This window comes from Devosia aurantiaca, from assembly GCF_011058215.1.
Lineage (GTDB): Bacteria > Pseudomonadota > Alphaproteobacteria > Rhizobiales > Devosiaceae > Devosia > Devosia aurantiaca.
In genome coordinates this window covers 108,504-133,454 of the sequence record NZ_JAALFG010000006.1, presented here as the reverse complement: position 1 = coordinate 133,454, position 24,951 = coordinate 108,504, and the positions used below count along the sequence as shown (strand labels likewise).

25 protein-coding genes, 1 tRNA gene and 3 pseudogenes are annotated in these 24,951 nt (G+C 61.4%); 20 read left to right on the top strand and 9 right to left on the bottom strand.

The window, feature by feature from the left end; genetic code table 11:
* Positions 1–32 precede the first annotated feature (32 nt).
* On the top strand, positions 33–893 hold the full coding sequence (locus G5575_RS18980; RefSeq protein WP_164535687.1) for an alpha/beta hydrolase: 861 nt from the start codon (positions 33–35) through the stop codon (positions 891–893).
* Here the strand turns inward: G5575_RS18980 and G5575_RS20895 are convergent.
* Both G5575_RS20895 and G5575_RS18965 read right to left on the bottom strand, forming a co-directional pair.
* Positions 843–1,468: pseudogene (locus G5575_RS20895) on the bottom strand (DUF599 domain-containing protein). The gene G5575_RS18980 and the pseudogene G5575_RS20895 sit on opposite strands and share 51 nt — an antisense overlap.
* A gap of 140 nt (positions 1,469–1,608) precedes the next feature.
* Entirely contained in the window at positions 1,609–2,646 is a 1,038-nt protein-coding gene (locus G5575_RS18965; RefSeq protein ID WP_164535685.1) for an aldo/keto reductase, read from the bottom strand.
* A 180-nt stretch (positions 2,647–2,826) separates the two neighbouring features.
* Between G5575_RS18965 and G5575_RS18960 the strand changes: the two genes are divergently transcribed.
* Positions 2,827–2,903, top strand: a tRNA-Met gene (locus tag G5575_RS18960).
* A 90-nt stretch (positions 2,904–2,993) separates the two neighbouring features.
* Here the strand turns inward: G5575_RS18960 and G5575_RS18955 are convergent.
* The gene (locus G5575_RS18955) at positions 2,994–3,779 is read right to left on the bottom strand and encodes a tryptophan-rich sensory protein (RefSeq protein WP_164535684.1); all 786 of its coding nucleotides are present in this window, start codon (positions 3,777–3,779) and stop codon (positions 2,994–2,996) included.
* Positions 3,776–4,432 (bottom strand): TetR/AcrR family transcriptional regulator, encoded by a 657-nt coding sequence (locus G5575_RS18950; RefSeq protein WP_164535683.1) that lies wholly within the window; start codon positions 4,430–4,432, stop codon positions 3,776–3,778. Before G5575_RS18950 ends, G5575_RS18955 begins: the two co-directional genes overlap by 4 nt.
* A gap of 196 nt (positions 4,433–4,628) precedes the next feature.
* On the opposite strand from G5575_RS18950, the gene G5575_RS18945 reads away from it, so the two are divergent.
* From G5575_RS18945 to G5575_RS18920, 7 genes are all read left to right on the top strand, one after another.
* Positions 4,629–5,603, top strand: a complete 975-nt coding sequence (locus G5575_RS18945; RefSeq protein ID WP_164535682.1) for an ATP-binding cassette domain-containing protein — start codon at positions 4,629–4,631, stop codon at positions 5,601–5,603.
* Positions 5,603–6,412 (top strand): ABC transporter permease, encoded by an 810-nt coding sequence (locus tag G5575_RS18940; RefSeq protein ID WP_207633265.1) that lies wholly within the window; start codon positions 5,603–5,605, stop codon positions 6,410–6,412. The genes G5575_RS18945 and G5575_RS18940 overlap by 1 nt, the downstream gene beginning before the upstream one ends.
* Positions 6,409–6,540: a hypothetical protein gene (locus G5575_RS21350; protein WP_268904464.1), complete on the top strand. Its 132-nt coding sequence runs from the start codon at positions 6,409–6,411 to the stop codon at positions 6,538–6,540. The genes G5575_RS18940 and G5575_RS21350 overlap by 4 nt, the downstream gene beginning before the upstream one ends.
* Positions 6,534–7,220, top strand: coding sequence for a substrate-binding periplasmic protein (locus G5575_RS18935; RefSeq protein ID WP_164535681.1), 687 nt, complete (start codon positions 6,534–6,536; stop codon positions 7,218–7,220). Before G5575_RS21350 ends, G5575_RS18935 begins: the two co-directional genes overlap by 7 nt.
* A 160-nt stretch (positions 7,221–7,380) precedes the next feature.
* Positions 7,381–8,031, top strand: a complete 651-nt coding sequence (locus G5575_RS18930) for a c-type cytochrome (protein WP_164535680.1) — start codon at positions 7,381–7,383, stop codon at positions 8,029–8,031.
* A 42-nt stretch (positions 8,032–8,073) separates the two neighbouring features.
* The gene (locus G5575_RS18925) at positions 8,074–9,852 is read left to right on the top strand and encodes a pyrroloquinoline quinone-dependent dehydrogenase (protein WP_164535679.1); all 1,779 of its coding nucleotides are present in this window, start codon (positions 8,074–8,076) and stop codon (positions 9,850–9,852) included.
* 161 nt (positions 9,853–10,013) lie between these two features.
* Positions 10,014–10,733 carry a substrate-binding periplasmic protein gene (locus G5575_RS18920; RefSeq protein WP_164535678.1) on the top strand — a complete coding sequence of 240 codons (720 nt, stop codon included), beginning with the start codon at positions 10,014–10,016 and terminating at the stop codon, positions 10,731–10,733.
* Here G5575_RS18920 and G5575_RS18915 read toward each other — a convergent pair.
* Complete coding sequence (locus G5575_RS18915; RefSeq protein ID WP_164535677.1) at positions 10,719–11,330, bottom strand: zinc metalloprotease; 612 nt, start codon at positions 11,328–11,330, stop codon at positions 10,719–10,721. The genes G5575_RS18920 and G5575_RS18915 overlap by 15 nt on opposite strands.
* 136 nt (positions 11,331–11,466) lie before the next feature.
* On the opposite strand from G5575_RS18915, the gene G5575_RS18910 reads away from it, so the two are divergent.
* Both G5575_RS18910 and G5575_RS18905 read left to right on the top strand, forming a co-directional pair.
* Positions 11,467–11,784, top strand: a complete 318-nt coding sequence (locus tag G5575_RS18910; RefSeq protein ID WP_164535676.1) for a hypothetical protein — start codon at positions 11,467–11,469, stop codon at positions 11,782–11,784.
* A gap of 2 nt (positions 11,785–11,786) precedes the next feature.
* Positions 11,787–12,125: a hypothetical protein gene (locus tag G5575_RS18905; RefSeq protein WP_164535675.1), complete on the top strand. Its 339-nt coding sequence runs from the start codon at positions 11,787–11,789 to the stop codon at positions 12,123–12,125.
* A gap of 21 nt (positions 12,126–12,146) precedes the next feature.
* On the opposite strand, the gene G5575_RS18900 is transcribed toward G5575_RS18905, so the two are convergent.
* Complete coding sequence (locus G5575_RS18900) at positions 12,147–13,061, bottom strand: helix-turn-helix domain-containing protein (RefSeq protein WP_164535674.1); 915 nt, start codon at positions 13,059–13,061, stop codon at positions 12,147–12,149.
* 104 nt (positions 13,062–13,165) lie between these two features.
* On the opposite strand from G5575_RS18900, the gene G5575_RS21345 reads away from it, so the two are divergent.
* The 6 genes from G5575_RS21345 to G5575_RS18875 all read left to right on the top strand — a co-directional run bounded on the left by G5575_RS21345 (position 13,166) and on the right by G5575_RS18875 (position 19,464).
* The gene (locus tag G5575_RS21345) at positions 13,166–13,561 is read left to right on the top strand and encodes an extracellular solute-binding protein (RefSeq protein ID WP_268904463.1); all 396 of its coding nucleotides are present in this window, start codon (positions 13,166–13,168) and stop codon (positions 13,559–13,561) included.
* A 17-nt stretch (positions 13,562–13,578) separates the two neighbouring features.
* Positions 13,579–14,439, top strand: a complete 861-nt coding sequence (locus tag G5575_RS18895; protein ID WP_328766631.1) for an ABC transporter substrate-binding protein — start codon at positions 13,579–13,581, stop codon at positions 14,437–14,439.
* Between the two features lie 102 nt (positions 14,440–14,541).
* Entirely contained in the window at positions 14,542–15,426 is an 885-nt protein-coding gene (locus tag G5575_RS18890) for a carbohydrate ABC transporter permease (protein ID WP_407924884.1), read from the top strand.
* A complete protein-coding gene (locus G5575_RS18885) occupies positions 15,423–16,241 on the top strand; it encodes a carbohydrate ABC transporter permease (RefSeq protein ID WP_164535673.1) in 819 nt (272 codons plus the stop codon). Before G5575_RS18890 ends, G5575_RS18885 begins: the two co-directional genes overlap by 4 nt.
* A gap of 11 nt (positions 16,242–16,252) precedes the next feature.
* A complete protein-coding gene (locus G5575_RS18880) occupies positions 16,253–17,332 on the top strand; it encodes an ABC transporter ATP-binding protein (RefSeq protein ID WP_164535672.1) in 1,080 nt (359 codons plus the stop codon).
* A 122-nt stretch (positions 17,333–17,454) separates the two neighbouring features.
* Positions 17,455–19,464, top strand: coding sequence for an aldo/keto reductase (locus G5575_RS18875; RefSeq protein WP_164535671.1), 2,010 nt, complete (start codon positions 17,455–17,457; stop codon positions 19,462–19,464).
* 59 nt (positions 19,465–19,523) lie between these two features.
* Here the strand turns inward: G5575_RS18875 and G5575_RS18870 are convergent, their stop codons facing one another.
* The 3 genes and pseudogenes from G5575_RS18870 to G5575_RS21980 form a co-directional block, all read right to left on the bottom strand.
* Positions 19,524–20,204, bottom strand: a complete 681-nt coding sequence (locus G5575_RS18870) for an HWE histidine kinase domain-containing protein (protein ID WP_164535670.1) — start codon at positions 20,202–20,204, stop codon at positions 19,524–19,526.
* 19 nt (positions 20,205–20,223) lie between these two features.
* Positions 20,224–20,439, bottom strand: a complete 216-nt coding sequence (locus G5575_RS20890; RefSeq protein WP_235936159.1) for a helix-turn-helix domain-containing protein — start codon at positions 20,437–20,439, stop codon at positions 20,224–20,226.
* Between the two features lie 250 nt (positions 20,440–20,689).
* A pseudogene (locus tag G5575_RS21980) lies at positions 20,690–20,965 on the bottom strand (Crp/Fnr family transcriptional regulator); the annotation flags it as partial.
* Positions 20,966–21,391: 426 nt separating this feature from the next.
* On the opposite strand from G5575_RS21980, the gene G5575_RS18860 reads away from it, so the two are divergent.
* The 3 genes and pseudogenes from G5575_RS18860 to G5575_RS18850 all read left to right on the top strand — a co-directional run bounded on the left by G5575_RS18860 (position 21,392) and on the right by G5575_RS18850 (position 24,932).
* A complete protein-coding gene (locus tag G5575_RS18860; RefSeq protein ID WP_164535669.1) occupies positions 21,392–23,725 on the top strand; it encodes an LPS-assembly protein LptD in 2,334 nt (777 codons plus the stop codon).
* 2 nt (positions 23,726–23,727) lie between these two features.
* Positions 23,728–24,240, top strand: coding sequence for a hypothetical protein (locus tag G5575_RS18855; protein WP_164535668.1), 513 nt, complete (start codon positions 23,728–23,730; stop codon positions 24,238–24,240).
* 102 nt (positions 24,241–24,342) lie between these two features.
* Positions 24,343–24,932, top strand: a pseudogene (locus G5575_RS18850) (alpha/beta hydrolase).
* Positions 24,933–24,951 lie beyond the last annotated feature (19 nt).

Below are 24,951 nucleotides of genomic sequence, written 5' to 3'. Positions count from 1 at the left end.
GCCCGTAGCTAAGCGGCACCTGGACGTCTCGAATGAAGCTTTCTCCTGTCGACATTGTTGGTTTCCTGTTGCCCAAGGACGGCGGGTCGGAACGTATTGCGCAAGACCTTGCCTATGGACCTGATGCGCGACACCGTCTCGACATCTACGCGCCGCGCAAGATGTTGGCGCCGGCGCCGCCCGTGGTTGTCTTTTTCTACGGCGGTTCGTGGAGCACGGGCGGCAAGGAGGCCTATGCGTTTGTGGGGCGGGCGCTGGCGGCGCTCGGCTATGTGGTCGTGGTGCCCGACTATCGGCTGGTGCCGGATGTCGAATATCCCGCATTTCTCGACGACTGCGCTCGCGCAGTGGCCTGGGTGGGGCAGAACATCAACCGCTATGGTGGGGACTGGACTCGGATGGCCTTGGCCGGCCATTCGGCTGGTGCCTACAATGCCGTCATGACGACGCTCGAGCCGGGTCTGGTCGAGGCGCACGGCCAGAAGGCTGCGATCTGCGGCGTCATCGGGCTCTCCGGACCCTATGACTTTTTCCCCTTCGATGGGCCGATCTCGATGCGCGTCTTCGGCGCAGTGCCGGACCCTCAATCAACGCAGCCGGTCAACCATGTCGCCGCGGGCGCACCGCCGATGTTCTTGGGCCAGGGCGAGCGGGATACGCTGGTCTACCCACGCAACAGTTTGCGGCTGGCAGAGGAATTGCAAAGGTCGGGACACGCGCGGAGGCCCGTATCTACAAGGGCCTGGCCCATGCCGGACCGCTGCTCAGCATCGGTCTGCCGCTGCGCTGGCGCGCGCCCGTACTGGCTGACATGGCGCGTTTCCTGCGCGAGATCTTTGGCTCTAGCCGCTGAGCTTGCTCTGACGGTGGCGCGCCGCGATCAAGGCGGCTGACGCTGCCGTGCGGTGGGACGACGAGAAGAACTCGCGATGGGCGAGTACCAGCACCGTGGCAAGGCAGGTGGCGACGCCTACCCATTCGGACACAAACCAGGCAACGGTCGCGACCGAGAAATAGTAGGCGCGAATGCCGCTGTTGAAGTTCTTGGCACCCAGCGCGTTCATCTGCGCGATAGCCTCGATCACTTCGTCACTGGTCGGCCGATCGTGGTCGAGCGCACCCAGCATGATGCAGAAATGGTTGAACTGGCGCAGCGACAGCGTGAAGGCAAAAAGGCCAGGACGAACATGGCCAGCATGACGACCAGGTGGATCTGCACGTCGATGACGGTGAGGTTGCGGTCGAAGGAAAGGGAGTCGAGAGCTTCCATCAAGGTCGGCAACTGGCCGAAGACGGCAAAGACCGCCAGCACCAGGAGCACGGAGGTCGATGCGAGGAAGCTGACCGAGCCCATGATATTGCCCGAAAGGATCGCGTCGAAAGGCGACTCGCGACGCGCCGCGTTGGTGACCCAGTGGCGGCGCTGCATGTTCATGATGACCGAGAGCGACGGCCGCAGCTTTTCCACCTGCGGCACGACGATGTTGTAGGCCAGATAAACAAGCAGCGGAAAAACCGAGGTCAGCAAGGCAAGGGTCACGGCGCGCTCCGCTGTGTCAGATTGCGATCACTATAGCGGTGCCGTGTTGACCAGAGGTTGCCGCGGCGTCAAATCGGGCGCGGCATGCGGCGGTGGATGGCGTCGATGTCGGCGAGCACTTCGGGGCTGAGGACGAGGTCGCGCGCGGCGAGCAGATGCGCCAGCTGTTCGGTGCTGGTGGCGCCGATAATGGTCGAGGTCATGAAGGGGCGGCTGCGGCAAAAGGCGATGGCCATGTGGATGGGATCGAGCCCATGCCGCTCGGCAAGCGCGTAATATTCCCGCGCGGCCGCCTCAGAATGTTCGTTGAGGCGCCAGAAGCCTTTCTGGTATTCCTTGCGGCTGCCCTTGGGTGTCTGGCCATCGAAATACTTGCCGGTGAGGAGCCCCGCCGCGAGCGGCGAATAGGCGAGCAGGCCCACATTTTCATGATGGCTGAGTTCGGCGAGGTCGTGGTCGAAGATGCGGCGCAGGAGGCTATATTCGTTTTGGATCGAGGCGACGCGCGGCAGGCCGTGCTGTTCGGCAAGACGCAGCCATTGCGCCGTGCCCCAGGTGGTTTCGTTGGACAGTCCGAACTGACGGATCTTGCCTTCGCGCACCATGTCGCCGAGGGCGAAAAGCACTTCTTCCATATTGGCGAGCGTATCGGCGGTGTCCTGCCTTGTGGGGTCGAAGGTCCAGTAGTTTTCGAAATTGTAGTGGCCGCGGCTGGCCCAGTGGATCTGGTAGAGATCAATATAGTCGGTCTGGAGACGCCGCAGGCTGCCCTCGACCGCTTCACGAACACTGGTCTTGTTTGGACGACCGCTATTGCGGATATGGGCGCTGCCGCCGCCGACGATCTTGGTGGCCAGAACCCAGCGAGCGCGATCGCCCTCGCGGGCAAACCAGTTGCCGATGAACTCCTCGGTGCGGTTGCTGGTCTCGGGGCTGCCCGGCACGGCATAGACTTCGGCCGTATCCATGAAGGTGATGCCGGCGTCGCGCGCCATGGCGATCTGGCGGTGGCCTTCATCCTCGGTGTTCTGGCTGCCCCAGGTCATGGTGCCGAGGCAGATATCGGTGACCTCGATGTCGCTGCGGCCAAGGGTCTTGATGTTCATAGGACTGATCCGGTTCGCCAAAATTGGGCGGACCCTAGACTGAAAGCCCTTATTCGGAAAAGCCGCGCGGGCCCAAAAACGGTCCTGTCAAAAAACCGACATCAATCCACCAAGGGGGTTGAGGTCTCCCGATTCACCCCTATATAGCCCTCACACGACGCGGCGACGCCGAGTGTTTGACGCGGGATGGAGCAGCCCGGTAGCTCGTCAGGCTCATAACCTGAAGGTCGCAGGTTCAAATCCTGCTCCCGCAACCAATGACTGAAAAGGAAGTACTCGAAAGAGTGCTTCCTTTTTTGTTTTTCGGGTTTGTGGCGGGGTGGCAAGCGACGGGCCACTTGCGCGCTTTAAATTCTCTCACGCTTCCGCCAAACGAGAAATTCTCCGACCACGAAAGCCGCGATGCAGGCGAGGGTGGTCGCGATTACTTCCGGATAGCGGCCAGCAAAGCCGTCGGTGGATGTGTGCTTGATGACGATGCCGGTATAGGCCCAGATCAGCACCAGGCCATAGGCCATGTCGCGGTTTCGGATCATGGTGATGGTGCCGATGGCGGCGGCGACCAGGATGATGGCGATGGCCCAGATTTGGTTGGCAATGCCAAAGCCGTTCCAGCCGGCGCTCACCAGCAGCACGGTTATGTTGGCGACCGTGGCGACGGTCAGCCAGCCGAAATAGATGCTGAACGGCACCCGCACCAACCAGAACTGGCGCGTGTCGAGCACTTGGTCGCGCAAGGTCACGGCGATGACGGCCAGGAGCACCAGAATGGTGAGGATCAGGATCGTGGACAGCAGGATCTGGTCATAGTGCCAGGCAAAGACCCAGGCAGTGTTGGCGAGCGACGACAGGCCGAAGAGAATGCCAACCCTGCGCAAGAGCGGTCCGTCGGAGCGAGTTCCGTCGTGGAAGAGGCCCCATTCGTAGAGAATATGGACCGCCAGCAAGAGATAGATGACGCCCCAGATCGAGAAGGTGATGCCGGCCGGCGCGAACAGATTTGCATAGGCGTCGGAAATCGCGCCCGTCTGCCGGCCGTTAAGCGGCAGCGCATTGGCGAGGTAGTTGACCGTGACCATGGCGAGATAGGTCAGGGTCAGAAATAAGCGGGTGGGCAGATCGGCGATCTTCATTTCGGTGTCTCCAAAGGCTGTTCTGGGGTTTGCGGTGCAGAGGCGTGGGCGCGCAGGAAGTTGGCCACGTGATCTGCGATGAAGTCGGGCATCGACATCGGGTAATCGGCGCTTCCCGCCAGTGCTGTCTGGTGCAGGTGGGCAACGAGGATGGGCGACAGGAACTGGATGGCCGCAAAACGGACATTGGCCGGCTTCATGTCGCCCTGTTGGATATGCGCCTCAAAACGTGTGGCGATGGCGGTGATGACGGGTTCGAGGTGGTGATCGAGATAGGACGCGCTTACCCGTTGGTCCGCAAAACCCTCGGCGAGGCCGATCACCTGGAGGGCTAGCACGCCGTTCTCAAAACCGCGCGACAGCATGGCCGCCAATGTTGCGATGGACTCCGGCAGCGGACCGGAAGGTTGCGCGGTGATGGCGAGATAGGGTACGCCTTCCTGTTCTGCGTGCTCGATGATCGAGGCAATCAGGGATGCGCGGTTGCCGAAATAGTGGTTCATCGTCGGCACGGAGACTTGGCAGGCCGCGGCAAGGTCGCGCCAACTGGCACTGCGGCCAGAGGGCATGGAGAGATGACGCCGTGCGAGTGCCATCAACGCTTGTCGTCGCGCCTCATAGTCGCGATCTCGGCTACCCTTGGTGCGGGGCATGACGGTTCCGTTCAGTCCAAATTCTATATCTCGACTGAGATACAAAATCTTTACGGTCGCCACTCGCTTCTAGATCAGTCTGCTAGACAAAAATTCGCGTCGTCACGATCGGATGTTGTTGGAAAGATCGGGTTGCAGTTTGCGCGACTATGGCCGAACAAGCCCTAATGCGTTCGCAGAAGCCAGGACCCCCTCAATGAACCCAGCGGCCATCATCGTTTCGGAGGTGAGTGCAGCCTATGGCTCCAAGAAGGCGCTGGATGGGGTGAGCCTTGCCGTGCCGGCAGGCGCGCATTTCGCACTGCTTGGGCCGAACGGGGCCGGCAAGACGACCCTTGTCAGCATCCTTTCAACGCTGCGCCGGCCCGATGGCGGCTCGGCGCAGGTGGCTGGCGCCGACGTGGTCAAGCGCCCGACCGAGGCGCGACGGTCGATCGGCGTGGTGTTTCAGGATTCCAGTCTCGATGATCGGCTGACCGCTTGGGAAAACCTTGAGTTTCACGGTCTTGTCTATGGCATGGCACCTAAGCCACGCCGGATGATGATCGAGCAGGTGCTCGAGCTGGTTGAGCTCGGAGACTGGACGCATGAAGTAGTGCGCAGTTTTTCCGGCGGCATGCGGCGTCGGCTCGAGATCGCCCGCGCCTTGCTTCATGAGCCCAAGATTTTGTTTCTGGACGAGCCGACGGTTGGCCTCGACGCGCAAACGCGACAGCATATCTGGCACTATCTGGGCCGGCTGCGGCAGGAGCGGAACCTTACCGTGCTCACCACCACCCATTACATCGAGGAAGTCGAGGACGCCGACATCGTTTGCATCATCGATGGTGGCAAGATCATTGCCGAAGGCTCGCCGCAGGCTCTCAAGAGTCAGCATGGAAAGCGCTGGCTTCATCTTACGCCGCAGGACGCAGAGACGCTGGCACTTATCCAAAGCCGCTTTCCGGAGGCGCAAGCTTTGGGCAGCACGGCGCTGGCCGTTCCGGCAGACAAGGATGATCAGGTGGATGCGCTTTTAGCCGAGTTTCGCGACCGCCTGCTCGAGGTGCGCTTCCAGCAACCAACGCTGGAAAGCGTTTTCCTGTCCTTGACCGGCAAGGAGTTGCGCGATCGTGCAGATGGGCAGCGCGATGCGGACAAAGCAGCCGGAAGGCGGGGAGGGCGGCGCTGATGACACCCATCATGCTTTTGCGCGGCGTCTATGGCGTCTGGCTGCGTGAGGTTACCCGCGCCACCCGTGACCGCGCGCAACTCATCGGCGGTGTCAGCCGGCCCTTGATCTGGCTCCTGATCCTGGGCGTCGGCTTCAATCCTTACTTCCGGGGCGAGGTCTATGGCGAAGTGCGCTTCGTCATTCCTTATACCTATCTGCAATTCCTGTTTCCGGCCGTGATCGTCCTCAACATCATGTATACCTCGATCCAGTTCGCGGTGTCGGTGATTTGGGATCGTGAATTCGGCTTTTTGCGCGAAGTGCTGGTTTCGCCCATGCCGCGGCCGCTGATCCTTCTGGGAAAGGTGTTGGGTGGCAGCACGATTGCGACCCTCCATGGCGGGCTGGTCTTGATCCTGGCGCGGTTTGCCGACGTCACCCTATCGATCCCTGATATGCTGACGGCGTTGTCGCTGATGTTCGTCCTGGCCTTCGGGCTGACGAGCTTTGGCGTAATCCTTGCGGCGCGCATTCGAAGCTTCGAAGGCTTTGGCGTTTTTTCCAACACCATTATCCTGCCGCTCTATTTTACCTCGTCCGCGGTATTTCCGCTCGATCCGTCGCTGACCCGCACGCAGATGGTCACGACCTATCCCGAATGGCTGGTGTTTATGATGCAGGTTAATCCGATCACCTATGCGGTGGATGCCCTGCGCGGTGTGCTGATCGGCTTCAACCAGTTTCCACCGTCTTATGGCCTGGGCGTCATCTTCGGCATGGCCGGCATCTTCTTCGTCGTGGCGATGATCGGGTTCTCCCGCTCATGAGCAAGCGGCGACCGCACCGCTGGCGCCTGGCGGCGATCAATATCGGCGCCATGGTCCTGCTCCTGGGGGCAGCCGCTTTCCTGCCGCCCGATACGTCGCTTGGTGACCGGCAGAAGTCGGGGTGCTGAAGCTTTGCGTGCCGCAAAGTTTTCCGCCACTCGTGACCGAGGACGCCGCGGCTCCGGGCTATGATGTCGAACTGGCCAGCGCAATCGCCGAGAAAATGGGGTTGCGGCTGCAGGTCAACCGCCTGCCGTCTATCGGGCGCGACTTCAATCCGCGCAACTGGTCGCTGACCCGTGCGCAATGCGATCTCGTGGGCGGCGGAGTTGCCGACTCGGTGCAATCGCAAAGCTTTCTGCAGACCATTCCGACTCAGGCGCGGACTGGGTGGATCGGCATCTCGGCGAATGGAATGCTGCCAGAGGCAGGGTCGAGCGTTGCCGTTCTGCCCGGCACGTCCGGCCTCAACCGGGTGGCGCTTTCGACGTGGTTGCGCAGCCAGAACTTACGCGCCGTCTTGGTGCGCAGCGCGGCCGAGTTGAGCCAGGCGCTCGAAAGTGGCACCGCGCAGGCAGCAATTACGGAGCGTTTTCTCGTCAGCGGCATTGATCTAGATGAAAATGCCTTTCAGCCTTTTTGGCTGGATGCTCCTGGCTTTGGCTCCGTGCCTATGGCCTTGGGGCTTTGGAAAGGCGATCAAACGCTCAAACGGGCCGTCGATTCGGCCCTTTCAGAGCTTGAACAGAGTGGATTTTCCGAGCGCCTGCGCGACAGCTATGGCGTCGATACTGCTTTGTCATCATGAACTAAGATTATGATATCGATAACAAATTCGCCGGATTTTCGCCGCGAGTTTCGTTGCGCTGCCACATTGTGTGTGAAATAGTGGCCTTCTCCCTCGCCCCCGCTTCGCGCGCTTTGTGACGGGGGTGTTTTTGAAAATATTTGTCTAAAGGGAGGTCACGGTGCCTTTACGCTCCGAAAGGATCACCGCCCGCGTCGCCATTCCGATGCTCGCAGGTTTGTTGATCGCAACGCCGGCTTTCGCCGGCAACTTCACGGCCGAACAGGCCGCTGCAGGCCAGCAGGCCTATAACAGCAACTGTGCACAGTGCCACGGGCGCCAGCTCGAAGGCCCCGATGCGCCCGGTCTTGTCGGCCAGGACGTCATGGGCAATTGGGATTCCGCCGGCGGTCTTTACGATTTCATCTCGGTGGCCATGCCCCCATCCGCACCCGGCCAGCTGGGTGAAGAGACCTATGTCAACATCGTCGCCTATATCATGCAGTTCAACGGCGCCGTCCCCGACGACACGCCGCTGACCACCGATCGCGACTATGCCGTCTCGCTTGTGGCCGAGACCTCTGCCGGCGCAGCAAGCCAGGCCGCTGCAGCGCTCGATGCCGGCGGCGCTGCTGCCGCTCCTGCCGCCGACGCTGCGGCTGCCGCTCCTGCCGCCGAGACCGCGGTCCCGCAGGCCTATACCTGGGGCACCGAGCTCCCGGGCGGTGCTGCACCAGCCGCTCCGGCCGCAACGCCGGACGCCACCACAACGCCATCCGTCCCCCAAGCCTATACCTGGGGCAAGGAACTGCCGGCCGCCGGCGCAAACTAACGGGCGCTTTTTAAGCCGCCCCACCTTTTTTGAGGACCTAAAATGAAAAGCAGAATTTTGCCTGCCCTGTTGGCCGCCAGTACCGCTCTTGCGACGCTTTCGGCGCCGGCCTTCGCACAGAACGTGATCGAGGACTACGCGCCCGTCACCGCCGAAATGCTGGCCAACCCGCCGGCCGAAGAATGGCTGATGTTCCGCGGCAAGTACAACAACCAGGGCTATTCCGAGCTCGACATGATCAACAAGGACACCGTTGGTGACCTTGAGCTCGCCTGGGCCTGGCCGATGGCCGAAGCCGGTATTCAGGAAACCGCGCCGCTCGTTCATGACGGCATCATGTTCCTGCAGACCAACAACAATATCGTCGAAGCGCTCAACGCCGAGACCGGCGACCTGATCTGGCAGTACCGCCACCCGGTTGCCGAGATTCCGGCAAGTTGGAGCTACCAGGCCAACCAGGCCCGCCGCCAGAAGAACTCGATCGCGCTCTACGAAGACAAGGTGATCCTCACCACCGTCGACGCCAAGATCGTGGTGCTCAACGCCGCCGACGGCAAGGTCGCCTGGGAAAAGCAGGTTCTCGACTATAACCTGGGCTATAGCTACACCGTCGGTGCGCAGATCGCCGATGGCAAGATCATCTCGGCCATTTCGGGCTGTTCGATCGCCGGCACTGCTGGCGGTTGCTACATCATGGCCCATGACGTCGAAACCGGCGACGAAGTCTGGCGCTTCAACACCATCGACGATCCCAACAATCCGGAACAGCAGGCCAGCTGGGGTGGCGTTCCGCCGGAAAACCGCTGGGGCGGCACGCCGTGGACCACCGGTGCCTATGACCCGGATACCAACACCACCTACTGGGGCATCGGCATGCCGGGCCCCTATGCCGAGCTGATCCGTGGTTCGGGCGATGGCTCGGTGCTCTACACCAACTCGACGCTGGCGCTCGATGCGGCCACCGGCGAACTCAAGTGGTACTACCAGCACCTGCCGCGCGATAACTGGGATCTCGACTCGCCGTTCGAGCGCGTTCTCGTCGACCAGGAAATCGACGGCGTCATGCACAAGATGCTGGTCACCGTGCCGGGCAAGAACGGTATCGCCTTCGCGCTCGATCGCGACACCGGCGAATATCTGTGGAGCAAGGAAACCATCGTCCAGAATGTGGTTTCGAGCATCGATGACGACGGCAAGGTCAACATCAACGAAGACCTCGTGTTCAACGCCCTGGGCGAAGAGTTCCTGGTCTGCTCGTCGGTTTCCGGCGGCAAGCTCTGGCAGGCCGGTGCTTATAGCCCCGACACCCAGGCCTTCTTCGTTCCTTTGACCGAAGCCTGCAACACCGTCGCTCCGACGCAGACCGAATTCACCGCCGGCAATGCCGTTGGTTCGGTCAAGTTTGGCCCGCGCGTCCTTCCCGAAGGCATCACCGATGCCGGCCTGATGCAGGCGCTCGACATCAACCCGGAACAGGGCGAAAGCAAGTGGCAGTACCGCTACCGCCCGAGCCCAACCAGCTCCGTGCTGGCAACGGCCGGTGGCCTCGTATTCGGCGGTGACGCTGCCCGCGAGATCAAGGCCTGGGATCAGGAAACCGGTGAACTGGTCTGGTCGCAGCGCCTCAACGCGCCGATCGGCGGTTACCCGATGACCTATGCGCTTAATGGCGAGCAGTATCTCGTGGTCCCCACCGGCTACTCGAACTCGGCAAGCTCGATCTCCTCGGCCTTCCCGGAAATCCCGCTGCCGACCGGTTCAGGCAACTCGATCTTCGTGTTCAAGCTGCCAAGCGACACGACCACGGCCAGCGCCAACTAAGGCGGGCTGAAACGACAAGAAAAGGGGCTTCGGCCCCTTTTCGCTTTTATGAGGATTTCCGATGCTCCGTTTTCTAGCCGTTGCCTTCGCGCTTTTAAGCGTTTCGCTTCCCAGGCGCAGACTGCCGGCATTCCCCCGAAGAGCTCAGCAATACGCGGCGCTTGGCCGGCAACAGCATCAATGCTTGTTTCGACGTCACGAGCCTTGGCCGCCCGTTCGACGAAGCCGTGGCCAAGGCGATTGGCGATGCGCTGTTTTTGGAGGTGAACGTCGTCGAGGGTTTTGGCGGCTTTCCGCTTAATGGCGACGGCTTCATGGACGAGCTGACGCTGGCCATGAACAATACCTGCGACGTTTTCATGGGCGTCAGCGTTTCCGCCAACTCGCCGTTCTCAGAGGCGTTTTCGCTGACACGGCCCTATGCCACCATTCCCTTCGTGCTCGCAGTCAGCGACCCCCAATGGCAGAGCCTTGGCGACATTCCCAAGGACCGTCCGCTCGGCACCGCCATGGCCAGCATGGGGGAAATGCAATATATAACTTGGGCGCAGCAGCAGCCGGAAGGGCAGAGCTGGGTGCGTTACCCCTATCCCGATCCGATCAAGATGGCGACGCGCGTGCTCGACGGCACCATTGCAGGCATGATCCTCTGGCAGCCCGCTCTGGCGCGGTTGCAGGCCGAGCGGCCGGAGACGGAAGCGCTGCGGGTCATCGACAGCGCGCCGATACCGGGTGCTGCCGTCAGCGTTGGTGCGCTGGTCTCGAGCCGCAACGGCTTTTTGCGCAGCGAAATGGATCAGGCCATCGATGCGCTTGTGGCGGATGGCACCATCGACGCCTTGATGGCCGAGTTTGGCTATCAGGGGTTAGCGGGCGAATAGCTGCGTCACGCCTACAAGGAGCTTGGCCGGGTCAGGAAAGCCAAAGGCGACGATGGCGACAATGACGAGGCCGATAAAGATCGGTTCGGCGCGACGCAGGCGCCGTTCCGCATCGGGCCAGATGGCCTGAAGCATGCCGCCGGCGACGAGGCCGGGGATCGGCAGTGCGTTAAGCAGGGTTGAGCTCAGGATAATCGCCTGCAGCTGAGCCAGGACCAATAGCGCAGCCGAGGCGCCGGTTGGCGGCAGCAGCAGCGCGGCCCGGCGCACAAGATCGACCGCCGGCATGACGGCAAGGATCAGTGCGAGGCCCAGGATGACGACCAGGACCACGCCCCAGCGGCCGAGCCGGTTGGTTCGCGGCTCATACCAGATGCTGCGTATCCAGGAGACTCCGAAGAGGGCCGCCATGGCAGCGCCCCAGGCCGTGACGTGGACGAATGGATTGAGCGTGAGCTTCCCATCGTGCTGGGGTCGGTGGTCCTTCATGATCCATGCCAGCGCCGCAAGGATTGCGCCCTGCAGGGCCGCATAAAGCAGCACCGCGGCGAGGCGCGAAACGATACCGCCGATGCTGAGCTCTCCGAGTATCTGCATACTGCCACCCGCTGGTTAGACGCACACCTTTAGGGGCTTGGCGCCCAAGGCGATAGGCATCTCTTTGCAGCGTGAAAAACTTCGCAACAGACTGGGGCCACAGCCGTTGAGCCGGACACGCTATCGGGAGACCACAATGAAAACGCTCGCAATTGCAGCTTCTTTCTCCCTTGCAGCCCTGATGGTTCCGGCTGCCGTATCGGCACAGGAAGTCACCTTGGGCGAGCAGGTTGTGCCCGCCGAACAGATGACCATTGTCGAGGACTGGTGCAAGGAACTGCAGGCCCAGCAGGGGCTGACCGGCACTCAGGAACCAGAATCCACGATGACCGAAGAGCAGGCTGAAACCGCCGCTGGCGATGTGGACGAGGCGATCGAAGGCGCTATCGATCTGAACACCGTGACGCTTGAGCAGTGCCAGGACGCGGGCCTTACCGATCAGGAAAGCGACTGATCATGATTACAAAAACCATTGCGATGATCGGCGCGACCCTGCTGCTGTCCAGCCCCGTCCTGGCTCAAGACGTAGAGCACAGGATCGGGGGCAAATCGGTGCCCGAGGACCAGATTGCCGAGGTTCAGGAGCGTTGCGACGCCATGCGCCAAGGCGAAGTCGCCTCGCCGGTGGCGCAAGCTGCCTATGATGAGGATAGCGACGCTGAGGCCGCGGAAGCCGCTGAAGACACCGCCGTCGATCTTGCTAGCGACCTCTGGACTGAAGACGATCGTCTCGATCCCGAAAAGCTGTCGATCGAGCTTTGCGACGAAGGCAATTTCGAGTTGAGCGTCGAATAGCCCTTGGCGGCCGCGTCGCCTTCAAAGACGCGGCTGCTCTTGTCTTGCGCTGGCTGATACCGCAGCGCTGGCGCGGCCCCGTACGTCGCGGCGGAAGTCGCTGGGCGATGTGCCCGCGATCTTGCGAAACGCCTTGTTGAAGGCGCTGAGCGAGCCGAAGCCGCTATCCATGGCAATGGTCAAGACGCTCGACACGTCCCGCATCAGCATGGCCTGTGCGTAGGATAGGCGCATGAGATTAATATAGTCGTTGAGCGTCATGCCCGTCGACTTCTTGAACACGGTCATCGCGTATTTGGGGTGAATATCGGCGGCAACGGCGATGTCGATGGAGTCGATCTCTTCGCGGAAATTGTCGGCGATATATTCGCAGATGCGCACCACGATCGGGGAGGTGTGGTGATCGAGCTCACCCTTGTCGTCGACCGCCTGCGTTTCGGGCAGGAGACTATAGGGCGAGAAGCGGATGCGCTCGATCCTGAGCAGCAGTTCGTCGACGGCGAGGCTCACCTTGATCGGATCGCCGGAGCGGGCATAGTTGTTCCAGCGCGCGAAGTTGACGGGGTCGGACGCGTCGGTCGCATGCGTCACAAGCGTCTGCCCCTGCATCAGGCGTGCCTGCACATCAGGCGGTAGCCGCAACCGGAAGAAGTGCACCAGGGGCAGGTGGCCGCCGGCATAGATCAGGTCGTCCGAGCCATCGTCGAGCCAGTGCGGCTGGCCGCCCCAGAACAGGGCAAGGTCGCCTTCGGAAAACGTCACCTCGTGGCCGCTCATCTTGTAGTGGGCCCAGCCGCGCACGATGAAATTGACCTCGACCTGCGCGTGCCAGTGGGGTCCACGCATGATCAGGGGCGCGGCGTGGAACAGCTGCAATTCGGTGGGCAGGCGCTCGACACCGTTGGCCGGCGGCTCGTAGTACACGCGATGGTCCATCTTACTTTCCGCCAATTCAGCATACCCTTTTAGAGCGACGCGGCGATTAGTATGATTAACTTAGGTTTCGCTCCGAGGAAGAGCAAACGAAAAGGGAGGATCATATGTCTCGCACCACTTCGCGGTGGACCCGCACGCTTGCCTTGACCATGACGGGCATCAGCCTGTTCACGGTCGCTGCCGCTTCTGCCGGTGAAATCACCGTCTGGGCCTGGGACCCCAATTTTAACGGCGCCACCATGAACAAGGCCGCCGAGATCTATAAGGCCGACCATCCCGATACCACGGTCACCGTGGTTGACTTCGCCAAGGCCGACCTCGAGCAGAAGTTGCAGGCGCAGCTTGCTTCCGGCACCATAGATGGCCTGCCCGACATCGTGCTGATCGAAGACTATGGTGCGCAGAAGTACCTGCAGTCCTTTCCCAATGCCTTCGAGCCACTGACTGACAAGATCGATTACTCGGGCTTTGCCCCTACAAGGTCGAGCTCGCAACGCTGAACGGACAGACCTATTCGGTGCCGTTCGACTCCGGCGTCACCGGCCTTTTCTATCGCTCCGACGTGCTGCAGGAGGCCGGCTACACGGCCGACGATCTCGCCGATATTACCTGGGACCGCCTCATCGAGATCGGCACCGACGTCAAGGAAAAGACCGGCAAGGTGCTGTTGCCGTTCGATCCCAACGATGCCGGCATCATCCGCATCATGATGCAGTCGGCTGGCTCGTGGTATTTCAATGCTGATGGCAGCGTGAACATTGCCGACAATGCCGTGTTCAAGGAAGCGCTCTCGACCTACCAGGACTTGGTCGCCTCGGGCATCACCAAGCCGGTTGCCGGCTGGACCGAGTATACCGGCTCCTTCACCTCGGGCGACACCGTTGCGACGCCGACCGGCGTCTGGATGGTCGGCACGATCAAGGCCAATGCCGACCAGTCCGGCATGTGGGGCATCGCACCGCTGCCAAAGCTTGATGGCGTCGAAGGCGCAACCCATGCTTCCAACCTTGGCGGCTCGAGCTGGTATGTCTTGTCTTCGGCTCCCAACAAGGAAGAGGCCATCGACTTCCTCGCCACCGTCTGGGGCTCGAATGCAGACTTTTACCAGGACATCCTGGTCGGTCAGGGTGCCGTTGGTTCGCTGCTCGCCGCTCGCGAGGGCTCGGCCTATACCGAGAGCGACGAATTCTTCGGCGGCGCGCCGGTCTGGCAGAACTTCTCCGATTGGCTCGGCCAGATCCCAGCGGTCAACTACGGCATCTTCACCAATGAAGCCGACGCTGCCGTGATTGCGCAGCTTCCAGCACTGACCTCGGGTGGCAATGTGGACGAGATCGCTGCGGCGATCGACGCCCAGGTGCGCCAGCAGGTTCAGTAACCCGCTTCCGGAGGCGGATCTTCACCGTCTCCGGCCTCCCGCGGTTCCGCGCCTTCACCAGCGCGGAACCGTTGGCCTTCGCGCTTCACGAGGGGGATCGCAGTGGCGCAATCACAACTGGCTCGCAGTGAGCAGATCAACGGCTGGGCCTTTATCCTACCCGCCTTGGCGCTGCTCGGCATCTTCATGGTCTATCCGATCCTCTGGTCGCTCTGGATGAGCTTCCAGACCGGGCGCGGCATGGTGATGAGCTTTGGTGGCTTCACCAATATCGTGCGGCTGACGCAAGACCCCGTCTTTATTCGCGCGCTGACCAATACGCTGACCTTTCTGGCCATCCAGGTGCCGATCATGCTGGTCCTGGCGCTGCTTTTTGCCAACGCGCTCAATGACAGCAAGCTTTGGGGCCGCAGCTGGTTTCGCACCGCGATCTTTTTGCCCTGCGTGACGTCGCTGGTCGCCTATTCGGTCGTCTTCCGCTCGATGTTCGGCGCCGAAGGCATCATCAACCAGATGCTTTTATCGCTGCACCTAATCGCCTCGCCAATTCCGTGGCTGGCCGACCCCTTCTGGGCAAAGGTGGTGATCGTTGCCTCTATCACCTGGCGGTGGACGGGCTACAACATGATCTTCTACCTCGCCGCCATGCAGAACATCGACCGCTCGATCTATGAGGCGGCCAAAATCGATGGCGTGCCGGCCTGGGCGCGGTTCTGGTATCTGACGGTGCCGATGCTGAAGCCGGTGATCCTTTTCACCACCGTGATTTCGACCATCGGCACGCTGCAGCTTTTCGACGAGCCCAACCTCATCACCCTGGGCGGGCCATCGGACTCGACGCTGACGCTGTCGCTCTACATCTACAATCTCAGCTTCAAATTCATGCCCAGCTTCGGCTATGCGGCGACCGTGTCCTACGTGATCGTCCTGCTGGTCGGCATCCTCAGCGTCATCCAGTTCTTTCTGGCGCGGGATCGGCGCGCATGAGCAATCCCCTCGCTCTTCTCGGTCGCGCTGCGCAATATGCTTTGCTGACGCTTGCGGCCTTCGTGTCGATTTTTCCGTTCTTCTGGATGCTGATCGGGGCCACCAATACCTCGGCCGACGTCACCAAGGGCAAGGCGAGCTTCGGCACGGCTCTGTTCGACAATATCGGCAAGTTCTTCACGACCCTCGACGTGCCGCGGCTTTTGTTCAACTCGTTCTTTATCGCCGGTATCGGCACGGCCCTGACGCTCGTGATCTCGTCGCTTGCCGGCTATGGCTTTGAGATCTTCCGCTCGCGCTTTCGGGAGAAGGTCTTCGCCGGACTGCTGTTGATGCTGTCGGTGCCGTTCGCGGCGCTCATGATCCCGCTCTTCATCATGATGGCGAACCTCAAGCTCATCAACACCTACCAGGCCATCATCCTGCCCTCGGTCGCCTCGATCTTCATCATCTTCTACTTCCGGCAAGCGACGAAGGCGTTTCCGCACGAACTTCGTGACGCCGCCAAGATCGATGGCCTCAAGGAGTGGCAGATTTTTCTTTTCGTCTACATGCCGGTGATGCGCTCGACCTATGCGGCGGCGACGATCATCGTCTTCATGGCCAACTGGAACAATTACCTCTGGCCGCTGATCGTGCTTCAGACCAATGAAATGAAGACGCTGACGCTTGCCACGGCGAGCCTTATTTCGGCCTACGTGCCCGATTGGGGCGTCGTCATGGTCGGGGCGATCTTTGCCACGCTTCCAACCCTCATCATTTTCTTCCTGCTCCAGCGCCGCTTCGTCGAAGGCATGCTGGGCGCGGTCAAATAGGTGCAATACTCATGAGCAGCGTAAAACTCAGAGGTGTGCGCAAGATCTTCGGATCGCTGGAGGTGATCAAGGGCGTCGACCTCGACATCGATGCGAAAGAGTTCGTGGTGTTCGTCGGCCCCTCCGGCTGCGGCAAGTCCACACTTTTGCGCATGATTGCCGGGCTTGAGCCAATCTCGAAAGGTGACCTCGAGATCGGCGGCAAGCGCATGAACGATGTCGATCCGTCGCAACGCGGTATCGCCATGGTGTTTCAGACCTATGCGCTTTATCCGCATATGACGGTTCGGGAAAACATGGGCTTCGCGCTTCGCTTCGCCCGCGTGCCGAAGGAGCAGATTGCGCGCCAGGTTGATGCTGCGGCGCGCATCCTGGCGCTTGGTCCCTTGATGGATCGCTATCCGAAGGAGCTTTCGGGTGGGCAGCGGCAGCGCGTCGCCATCGGTCGTGCCATTGTCCGTAATCCCGAGGTGTTCCTGTTCGACGAGCCGCTTTCCAATCTCGACGCCGAACTGCGCGTCCATATGCGGATCGAGATCGCGCGGCTTCACAAAGAGCTCCAAACCACCATCATCTATGTGACCCATGACCAGGTCGAGGCCATGACCCTGGCGGACAAGATCGTCGTGCTGCGCGACGGTCTTGTCGAGCAGGTCGGGCGGCCGCTCGATCTTTACGATGATCCGGCCAACCAGTTCGTGGCCGGTTTTATCGGTTCGCCCAAGATGAACTTCTTGCCGGCCAGGATCGTGGATGCCGGCAACGGTCAGGCCACGATAGTGCTTCGCGATCATCCCGAAGCGCGACTGACCATGACGGTCACCGGCGTTTCAGCGGGCGAGGAGGTGCAGCTTGGCGTGCGGCCGGAACATTTCGGCGCGCCCGGCGCCGGGGATGCCGATCTCACGCTCGAGATCGATGTGGCCGAGCATCTGGGCTCCACCAGCTATGTTTATTCGCGCACCGACGGCGAACCATTGATCATCGAGCGCGAAGAGTCCCGGCGCGAGATCGGACAGGACCGGATCACGGTCTCGATCAGCGCCAGCCAGGCTTACCTTTTCAACAAAAACGGGCAGCGCATCCGCTAGCCAAGCCATCCCAAGACCTCATGGTGAGCCCGTCGAACCACGAGGTCGTCCAGCACCAACACATTGCCACGACTTCGTCCTTCGACAGGCTCAGGATGAGGTCTACTGATAGGATCAGAAAGATGAATAAAATCCGCTGGGGCATTATCGGCCCGGGCAGCATTGCCAAGTCGTTCCGCGATGGTCTTGCGGCGAGTGAGCATGGCGTTCTTGCCGCGATCGCTACGCGCAGTCCGGACCGCCCAGGCCTGGCCGAGGAGTTTTCCGGCACCCGGATCGTCCATGGCTATGACGCACTCCTGGCCGACAAGGAGATCGACGCGGTATATATTGCCGTGCCGCATACCGGCCACGCAGAGTGGGCGATCAAGGCCGCGGAGGCGGGCAAGCATGTGCTGGTGGAAAAGCCGCTGGCGCTTTCCGCCCATGAAGCCGATGCGGTGTTCCATGCGCATCGCAAGGCTGGCACCTTTGTGGGCGAAGCCTTCATGTACCGGCTCCATCCGCAGACGGCCAAGATCGTCGAGCTGATCAAGTCCGGAACGATCGGCGACGTGCGCCTGATCCAGTCGAGCTTCGGCTTCAGCATGGGGCGCTTCCAGCCGCAGCATCGTCTGTTTGCCTCCGAGCTTGCAGGCGGTGGGATCCTCGACGTGGGCGGCTACCCGGTTTCCATGGCGCGGCTGCTGGCGGGTGCCGCGAGCGGCAAGCCCTTTGCCGATCCGGTCAAGGTTGCGGGAACGGCAAGCCTTAACGCCGAAGGCACGGACGATGTCGCCGCTGCCTTGCTGACGTTTGAAGGCGGTATTGTGGCTCAGGTGAGCTGCGCCGTGATGGCCAATCTCGACAATGTCTTGCGCATCCATGGCTCGGAAGGGCGGATCGAGGTGCCGGATTTCTGGTTCGCCGGCGGCTCGCGCGACCAGGGTCTTGGCAAGATCGACATCATCAAGAATGGCCAAACGGAAACCGTCAGCGTCAACGAAAGGCGGCAGCTGTTCTCGTTCGAAGCAGAGGCTGCGTCCCGCGCAATCCTCGATGGACGCCAGGAGTTCGAGAACCCCGGCATGAGCTGGAACGATACGCTGGGCAATATGCGGGTGCTCGACAAATGGCGCGCTGATGCCGGCATCGAGTTCTCGGTCGAGACGGCGACCAAGCGCGTCAACACGATCGACAATCGGCCGCTCGGCACCAATATGGGCGCTATCCCGAAGCGCTCGATCCCCGGGCTCGGCAAGCCTGCATCGGCCGTCGCCCTGGGCTTTGAAGATTTCCGCACCTTTGCCTCTGGCGCCATTCTGCTCGATGCCTTCTGGGAAAAAGGCGGCAATATTTTCGACACGGCCTTTGTTTATGGCTCGGGCTATACCGAAAAGCTCTTTGGCCAGTGGCAGCGCAACCGCGGCGTTCGCGAAGAGGCCGTGCTGATCGGCAAGGGCGCGCATTCCCCGCTCTGCTATCCCGACGTGATCGGCAAGCAGCTGACGCAGTCGCTCGATCGGCTGCAGACGGACTATGTCGATGTTTACTTCATGCACCGCGACAATCTCGATGTGCCTGTCGGTGAATTCGTCGACGCCATGGATGCGGAAGTGAAGGCAGGCCGTATTCGCGGGCCTTTCGGTGGCTCGAACTGGACCAAGGAGCGCATGGACGAGGCGATCGCCTATGCAGAGCGCACCGGCAAGACCATGCCGCAGGCGCTTTCCAACAATTTTGCGCTCGCCGAAATGCTGCACCCGATCTGGGATGGCTGCGTCACCGCGGGCACGCCGGATTTCAAGCAGTGGCTGACAGATCGCCAGATCACCAATTTCTCCTGGTCGAGCCAGGGCCGCGGCTTCTTTACGGACGCCGCTGGTCCCGACAAGCGCGACAATGAAGAGCTGGTACGGGTCTGGTACAATGACCAGAATTTTGCGCGGCGTGAACGTGCGATCGAACTGGGCAAGCAGCTTGGGCACTCGCCGATCCACATCGCGCTCGCCTATGTCCTGGCGCAGCCTTTTCCCAGCGTACCGCTGATCGGGCCGCGTCGTCTTCTCGAATTGGACGACAGCATCAAGGCTTTCGACATCAGGCTGACGCCTGAACAGGTGCGTTGGCTGGAAAACGGTGCGACAGCGTAAAAGCACGTCGTTTGCTTCTAGGCCCCGGCGAGCCTAATGGTTCGTCGGGCATTTTGCGGCTAGTTTTCGACCCGGCCGATCCGGTCGGCGAGCGGGAAGCGGATGGTGCAGACGACGCTTTGAGTGTCCATGGCCAGATCGGTTTGCGCCTCGATCTCGTATTCCAGCAGGCGAGTCAGCACTTCGGTGCCGAAGCCGGGTGAGCCGATCTTTAGAGGTTCGGTCCGGCCGGTTTCGCGCCAGGTGAAGACCAAAGTCTGTTCCGGGTTCTTTCCAGTCACTGTCCAGGAAATGTCCAGCTTGCCGGCGCCGATGCCGAGAAGGCCATGTTCGACGGCGTTGATAGCCAGTTCGTGGAGGGCGAGGCCGAACACCTGGCCGGCGCGCGGCTGCAGGTGAACATGCGGTCCGCTGATGGTAAGGTTGGGGCTTTCGGTTGCGCCGTAATGGAGCAATTCGTCGGTCAAAAGTGCATAGATTTCGACGGAGCCATTTTCATCGGCTGCCGATTGCGCCCGCATCAGCGCGTCGAGGCGGTCCTCCACATGGCCCACAAAAATCTCGAGGTCCCGCTTGGTTTCAGCGGAGCGGCGAATGATCATGCGCAGCATTGCCGCCGTGCTCCGCAGGCGGTGACGCAGTTCTCCTGGCGCATTGCTCTGGTCAAGCAGCCGGCGCAATCTTTGGTTGTCGGCTTCCAGTTGAGCGATGTGTGTGGCTTGCTCGCTTTGCTCGGACATTAGGACCTCGGTGTTCATCCTAAAGCCGCAGGCGAGCCGGCTCTTGGGATCCCGGTGTGTGGGTGTGGAGATATAATGGATCAAATGAGGCGAGTTCCCGCAGCCCCTCCAGATCGTGAACGCCCAATCGATGATCGCGCAGGGAGATGAGCCCAAGGCCGCGCAATTCTTGCAAGGATCGGTTGAGATGAACGGCGGAAAGTCCCAGCGTATCGGCCAGTTCGGCCTGGGTCATGGGCATGGTGAAGCTCGTTGAGGACTTGTCCGACAAGGGTGAGGCGCAGGTGGAGTTCGCAGATCAGGTGCGACAAGCGCTCGGCAGCGGAGCGGCGGCCAAGGCTAACCAGGTGTTCGCGCTCGATATTCGTGGCCATGAGCAGGTCCCACCACAAGGCTCGTTCAATGGTCGGGCTACCATGGGCGGCGGACCGAAGCGCCGAGGGCGTGATGCCCGCGACGGTGGCAGGTGAGAGCGTCATGACCGAATAATCGGCAAAATCGGGAAGCATGCCGAAGGGCTCGGCCAGATCGCCGGGGACGATGAGCGACACGATCTGCCGATTGCCGTTTTCTAGCAAGCGGTAGCGGCAGGCCCAGCCGTCGAGCAGGACGGGCAGGACGCGCGGTTCGTCTCCCGTGGCCCAAAGCTCAGTATGGGCAGCCACGCTGCGGGCGGCCGGGATGAGCGAGCTGAGCAGGCGTTCGTCGTCCCCGCTCAGGGCCGCACCATGTCTTAACTTGCGGACCAGAATGTTGGTCATTGCCCCATCCCAAGACCTCGAAGAAATTCAAAGCTCAGGCTCACGAGAATGTTCCGGATCCGGAGCGCTCTAACTTTGCTACATCCATTATTTGTGGACGTAATGCTCTACTAGCTTAGAAATTCTTGGGCAAAATATCTTGCTTAAGCTTTTGTAAAACTTAGAATTTCTCTTGCTAAGTTAACCTATGTTACCGAGGCTGCATTTGATAGACGGGCGTTCTCGACGGTACCGCGCAGCTTTTCAGCTGTTGCGGCGAGGGCACGCTCCGCGCGGACTCGGTCGGGCTTTGCACATTGTTCATTGCCCGTGACTAGATTGGCCGGTACTTTATCGATTAATGGGGCGCGCTGCCGGGAGGCGGCCTGTTCCGCGCGTGCTGGAGAATGCGGTGTTTGAGTTGTGGCGCGCCGGGAGCAAGACTTCTTGAGGTTGGCTCGGCAACATCTTCTGGGTGCGATCGCCAGCGCTGTCCTCCTTGGACTGGCCGCTGCCGTGCCGACATCCGCGCAAGGGTTGGTGCCCGAAAACTTCTTCAATGCCCCGATCGACCCTGCTGCGCCCACCGCCGTGGAAGCGGACGAACTGGTTTTCGACAGCGTCAACAACATCATCAGCGCTCGCGGCGATGTCGTGTTGCGGCTTGGCGGCTATACGGTCACTGGCAATGAACTGGTTTATCGTCGGGCGACCGGCGACATGGACGTGGTGGGCAATGCCACGGTTACCGATCCTGCGGGCAATGTGACCAAGAGCCCGAGCATTTCGCTCACCGGCAGCATGAAGCGCGCCGTGCTCGATACGATGACCATCACGGCTTACGACGGGTCGCGCATCACCGCTGACAGCGTCGATTTCGACCGCGAACTCGAAACCATCCTCACCAATGCGCAATATGCGCCCTGTGGCGATTGTATCGATGAAGAAGGGCGGCGCATCGGCTGGTCGATCAGCGCAGCGCGCATCGTCCAGAACAATGTGGATGGCTCGATTACCTTCGAGCAGCCGACCCTGGCACTGTTGGGCGTGCCGGTCGCGTGGCTGCCCTATCTCTGGCTGCCGGATCTCAGCAATGACGGCCTGGACCGGGTGCCGCGGCCGACATTGGGCTATACCGAAGAGATCGGCGTCAAGGTCGAAGTGTCAGTCGCCGCCTATTCGTCGCGCTGGACCGATATCATCCTGACGCCGGCGCTTTTATCCAATCAGGGTTTCCTGATGGGGGCCGAGTGGGTGCAGCGCTTCGATAATGGATCGATGCGCATCAAGGCATCGGGCCTCTATCAATTCAATCCGGACGCCTTCACCTTTACCGATGCGCGGCGGGAGTGGCGCGGCGCGATCCAGGCGCAGGGCGAGTTTGTGCCGGTCAAGGACTGGACCGCGGGCTTTGCCTATGCGGCTTTCACCGACAGCGCCTATTTCGAAGACTACCTGCTTGAGCCCCGCCGCGCCGGGATCAACGAAGTCTATGCGACGCACCTGACCGACGACACCTTCGTCGATGCGCGCGTGCAGCAATACAATTTGCTGGGCGATACGACCGACCAGACGCGCGAGCAGCAGGGCATTGCATTCCCCAACCTGCGCGTCGAGCGGACCTTCGATTTGGCGCCAGGCGCTGGTCGCATCGATGTCGAAGCGCGGATGCTGAACATTTATCGGGCGCGCGAGTATACGACCTCGGTCAACGGTGTTCCTTATGATCTGGGCTATGGCGGAACCCGTCTACACGGCATGACGCAGGCAAGCTGGCAGAACCAGTTGATCTTCGGCGGAGCGGTGGTCACGCCGTTCGCCGGTCTGCGCATCGATGCGGCTTCCTACGACCGCTCCTCGGCAACCGATCTTTCCAATCCGGGCCTGCCTCCCGCCGATCAGGTTCTGTTCGGCGCGACGCCGATCGCTGCGCTCGACGTCCGCTACCCGCTGTCCGCCTATGGCAATGGCATCACGCATCTGATTGAGCCCATCGCGCAGCTGGTCTACCGGGGCGCATCGAGCACCCAGCCGGGGATCACCAACGAAGACTCGCAGAGCGTGTTCTTCGATGACAGCAATCTCTTCAGCTATAATCGCTTCACCGGTATCGACCGGCAGGAGACGGGCCTGCGCGCCAATTTGGGTGGCCGCTATCTGCTCGACTTCAACGATGGCAATTATCTCGAACTGATCGGCGGGCAATCGTTCCAGCTTGCCGGAACCAACGCCTTTGCCGAGCCGAACCGGCAGCAGGTGGGCGTAGCGTCTGGTCTCGACATGGCTTCGTCCTATGCCGTCTTGGGCGCCTATGGTGTCCTGGCCGACACGGTCAAGGCTGGCGGCAAGGTGCAGCTCGACAGTGGTACGCTCGATGTCGCTCGGGCATCGCTCGGCGCGACCTATTCGGGCGAGCTTTTCAGCGCCGGGGTGAGCTATCGCTATGCCGAGGCCACGCCCGCGGCCGGCAATATCCGGGCGCAGCACGAGCTTGGTGGCGAGCTGACCGTGCCCTTTGCCGACTATTGGTCGGCGACCGGCCAAGCCTATTGGGACCTTTCCGCCAATAGTTTCCTCCTTGCCGGCGCTGGCCTTACCTATGATGACGGCTATCTCAGTGTTGGCGGGTCAGCCGTCAGAACCGGGCCGACGCATACCAGCCCGAACGACATGCGCTTTCTTGCATCCTTCCGCCTCAAGGCGCCGGCCGGACTCGATATCGGCTATGCGGGCGCAGTGCCGGTGGTGCAGGATTGGCTGAGCCGGGCAGGGACGCAATGACGATGAAACAGCTTCTTGGCCCGATCGCCGCGGGTCTGCTTGCCCTCAGCCTTTCCGCCTGCACGAGTTTTGCGCCGGTCTATGGCGATGTGTCGAGCACCAGCGTTTCGGCCGCGCGTTTCAATTTCGCGCCGCCTAAGAACCGCCTTGAACAGATCATTCTCAACCGGCTCGATATCGCTTTTCCGGGCCCGGCCAACCCGAGCCATCCGGTTCTTACGGTTACCGCGGCGACCACCGGTTTGGCTGGCGGGCTATCCGATGCCATTGACGTGGGCAATCCGGTCTCGACGCGGGTCGAGGCTACCGTGACGATCACCCAGGGCGACCAGGTTGTGTTCACCACGCGCCGCTTCACAGACTCGACCTATCAGTCCGGCAAGCTGACGCCCACGGACGTGTTCTCGGCCACCGGGGCGCAGGAAACTGCGGCCAGGAGCACGGCAGAGTCCTTGCGTGCAGCAATCCTTGCCGGTTACCGGCCGGGCATGACGCCGGTTACGCCGGCCCGATAGACCGCTGATTGTTTGGCAATCGGCAACGCTGCGTGGCGCCGGCCCGCTGTTGCCTTGCGACGGGTTTGTCCTGATATCGTGGGCAACACCGAGGAGCCCGCTATGTCCGCTTACCATTTCCGCGCCGACCAGAATGCCGACGCCGATACGCTGATCTTTCTCTTTCATGGCACCGGCGGCGACGAGAACCAGTTTTTCGATCTGGCGGGCCAGCTCTACCCGGCGCACGGCGCATTGGCCCCCGCGGCGATGTCAGCGAGGGCGGCGCACTCCGCTATTTCCGGCGCACCGGCGAGGGCGTTTATGACATGCCTGATCTTGCGGTTCGCACGAAGGCCATGGCCGAGTTCGTGCGCGAGCAGATCGGCGCTCGTCGCCCCGGGCGCGTCCTGGGATTGGGATATTCAAATGGCGCCAATATCCTGGCATCGGTCCAGTTTGCCGATCCGGCCTTGTTCGACGGGACGATCCTGATGCATCCGCTGATCCCGTTTGCGCCGCCGGCGCAGGACTTCAGCGGGCGCAAGGTGTTGATCACTGCGGGGCGGCGCGATCCCATCGCTCCGGTTGCGGCGACGCAAGGCCTGGCGGACTATTTCGAGGCCAATGGCGCCGCAACGACCCTGGCCTGGCACGAGGGTGGGCATGAGCTGCGCAACGACGAACTGGCCGCTATCCAGGCTTTTCTCTAGGCTATCGTGACGCCGCCCT

Bases quoted from the DNA above. Each gene is read 5' to 3' on its own strand.
- G5575_RS18905 (WP_164535675.1), top strand. From the start codon at position 11,787: ATGATTACAAAAACCATTGCGATGATCGGCGCGACCCTGCTGCTGTCC.
- G5575_RS18880 (WP_164535672.1), top strand. From the start codon at position 16,253: ATGAGCAGCGTAAAACTCAGAGGTGTGCGCAAGATCTTCGGATCGCTG.
- G5575_RS18870 (WP_164535670.1), bottom strand. From the start codon at position 20,204: ATGTCCGAGCAAAGCGAGCAAGCCACACACATCGCTCAACTGGAAGCC.
- G5575_RS18910 (WP_164535676.1), top strand. From the start codon at position 11,467: ATGAAAACGCTCGCAATTGCAGCTTCTTTCTCCCTTGCAGCCCTGATG.
- G5575_RS21345 (WP_268904463.1), top strand. From the start codon at position 13,166: ATGTCTCGCACCACTTCGCGGTGGACCCGCACGCTTGCCTTGACCATG.
- G5575_RS18915 (WP_164535677.1), bottom strand. From the start codon at position 11,330: ATGCAGATACTCGGAGAGCTCAGCATCGGCGGTATCGTTTCGCGCCTC.
- G5575_RS18925 (WP_164535679.1), top strand. From the start codon at position 8,074: ATGAAAAGCAGAATTTTGCCTGCCCTGTTGGCCGCCAGTACCGCTCTT.
- G5575_RS18950 (WP_164535683.1), bottom strand. From the start codon at position 4,432: ATGCCCCGCACCAAGGGTAGCCGAGATCGCGACTATGAGGCGCGACGA.
- G5575_RS20890 (WP_235936159.1), bottom strand. From the start codon at position 20,439: ATGACCCAGGCCGAACTGGCCGATACGCTGGGACTTTCCGCCGTTCAT.
- G5575_RS18885 (WP_164535673.1), top strand. From the start codon at position 15,423: ATGAGCAATCCCCTCGCTCTTCTCGGTCGCGCTGCGCAATATGCTTTG.
- G5575_RS18900 (WP_164535674.1), bottom strand. From the start codon at position 13,061: ATGGACCATCGCGTGTACTACGAGCCGCCGGCCAACGGTGTCGAGCGC.
- G5575_RS18965 (WP_164535685.1), bottom strand. From the start codon at position 2,646: ATGAACATCAAGACCCTTGGCCGCAGCGACATCGAGGTCACCGATATC.
- G5575_RS18945 (WP_164535682.1), top strand. From the start codon at position 4,629: ATGAACCCAGCGGCCATCATCGTTTCGGAGGTGAGTGCAGCCTATGGC.
- G5575_RS18955 (WP_164535684.1), bottom strand. From the start codon at position 3,779: ATGAAGATCGCCGATCTGCCCACCCGCTTATTTCTGACCCTGACCTAT.
- G5575_RS18855 (WP_164535668.1), top strand. From the start codon at position 23,728: ATGAAACAGCTTCTTGGCCCGATCGCCGCGGGTCTGCTTGCCCTCAGC.
- G5575_RS21350 (WP_268904464.1), top strand. From the start codon at position 6,409: ATGAGCAAGCGGCGACCGCACCGCTGGCGCCTGGCGGCGATCAATATC.
- G5575_RS18875 (WP_164535671.1), top strand. From the start codon at position 17,455: ATGAATAAAATCCGCTGGGGCATTATCGGCCCGGGCAGCATTGCCAAG.
- G5575_RS18980 (WP_164535687.1), top strand. From the start codon at position 33: ATGAAGCTTTCTCCTGTCGACATTGTTGGTTTCCTGTTGCCCAAGGAC.
- G5575_RS18940 (WP_207633265.1), top strand. From the start codon at position 5,603: ATGACACCCATCATGCTTTTGCGCGGCGTCTATGGCGTCTGGCTGCGT.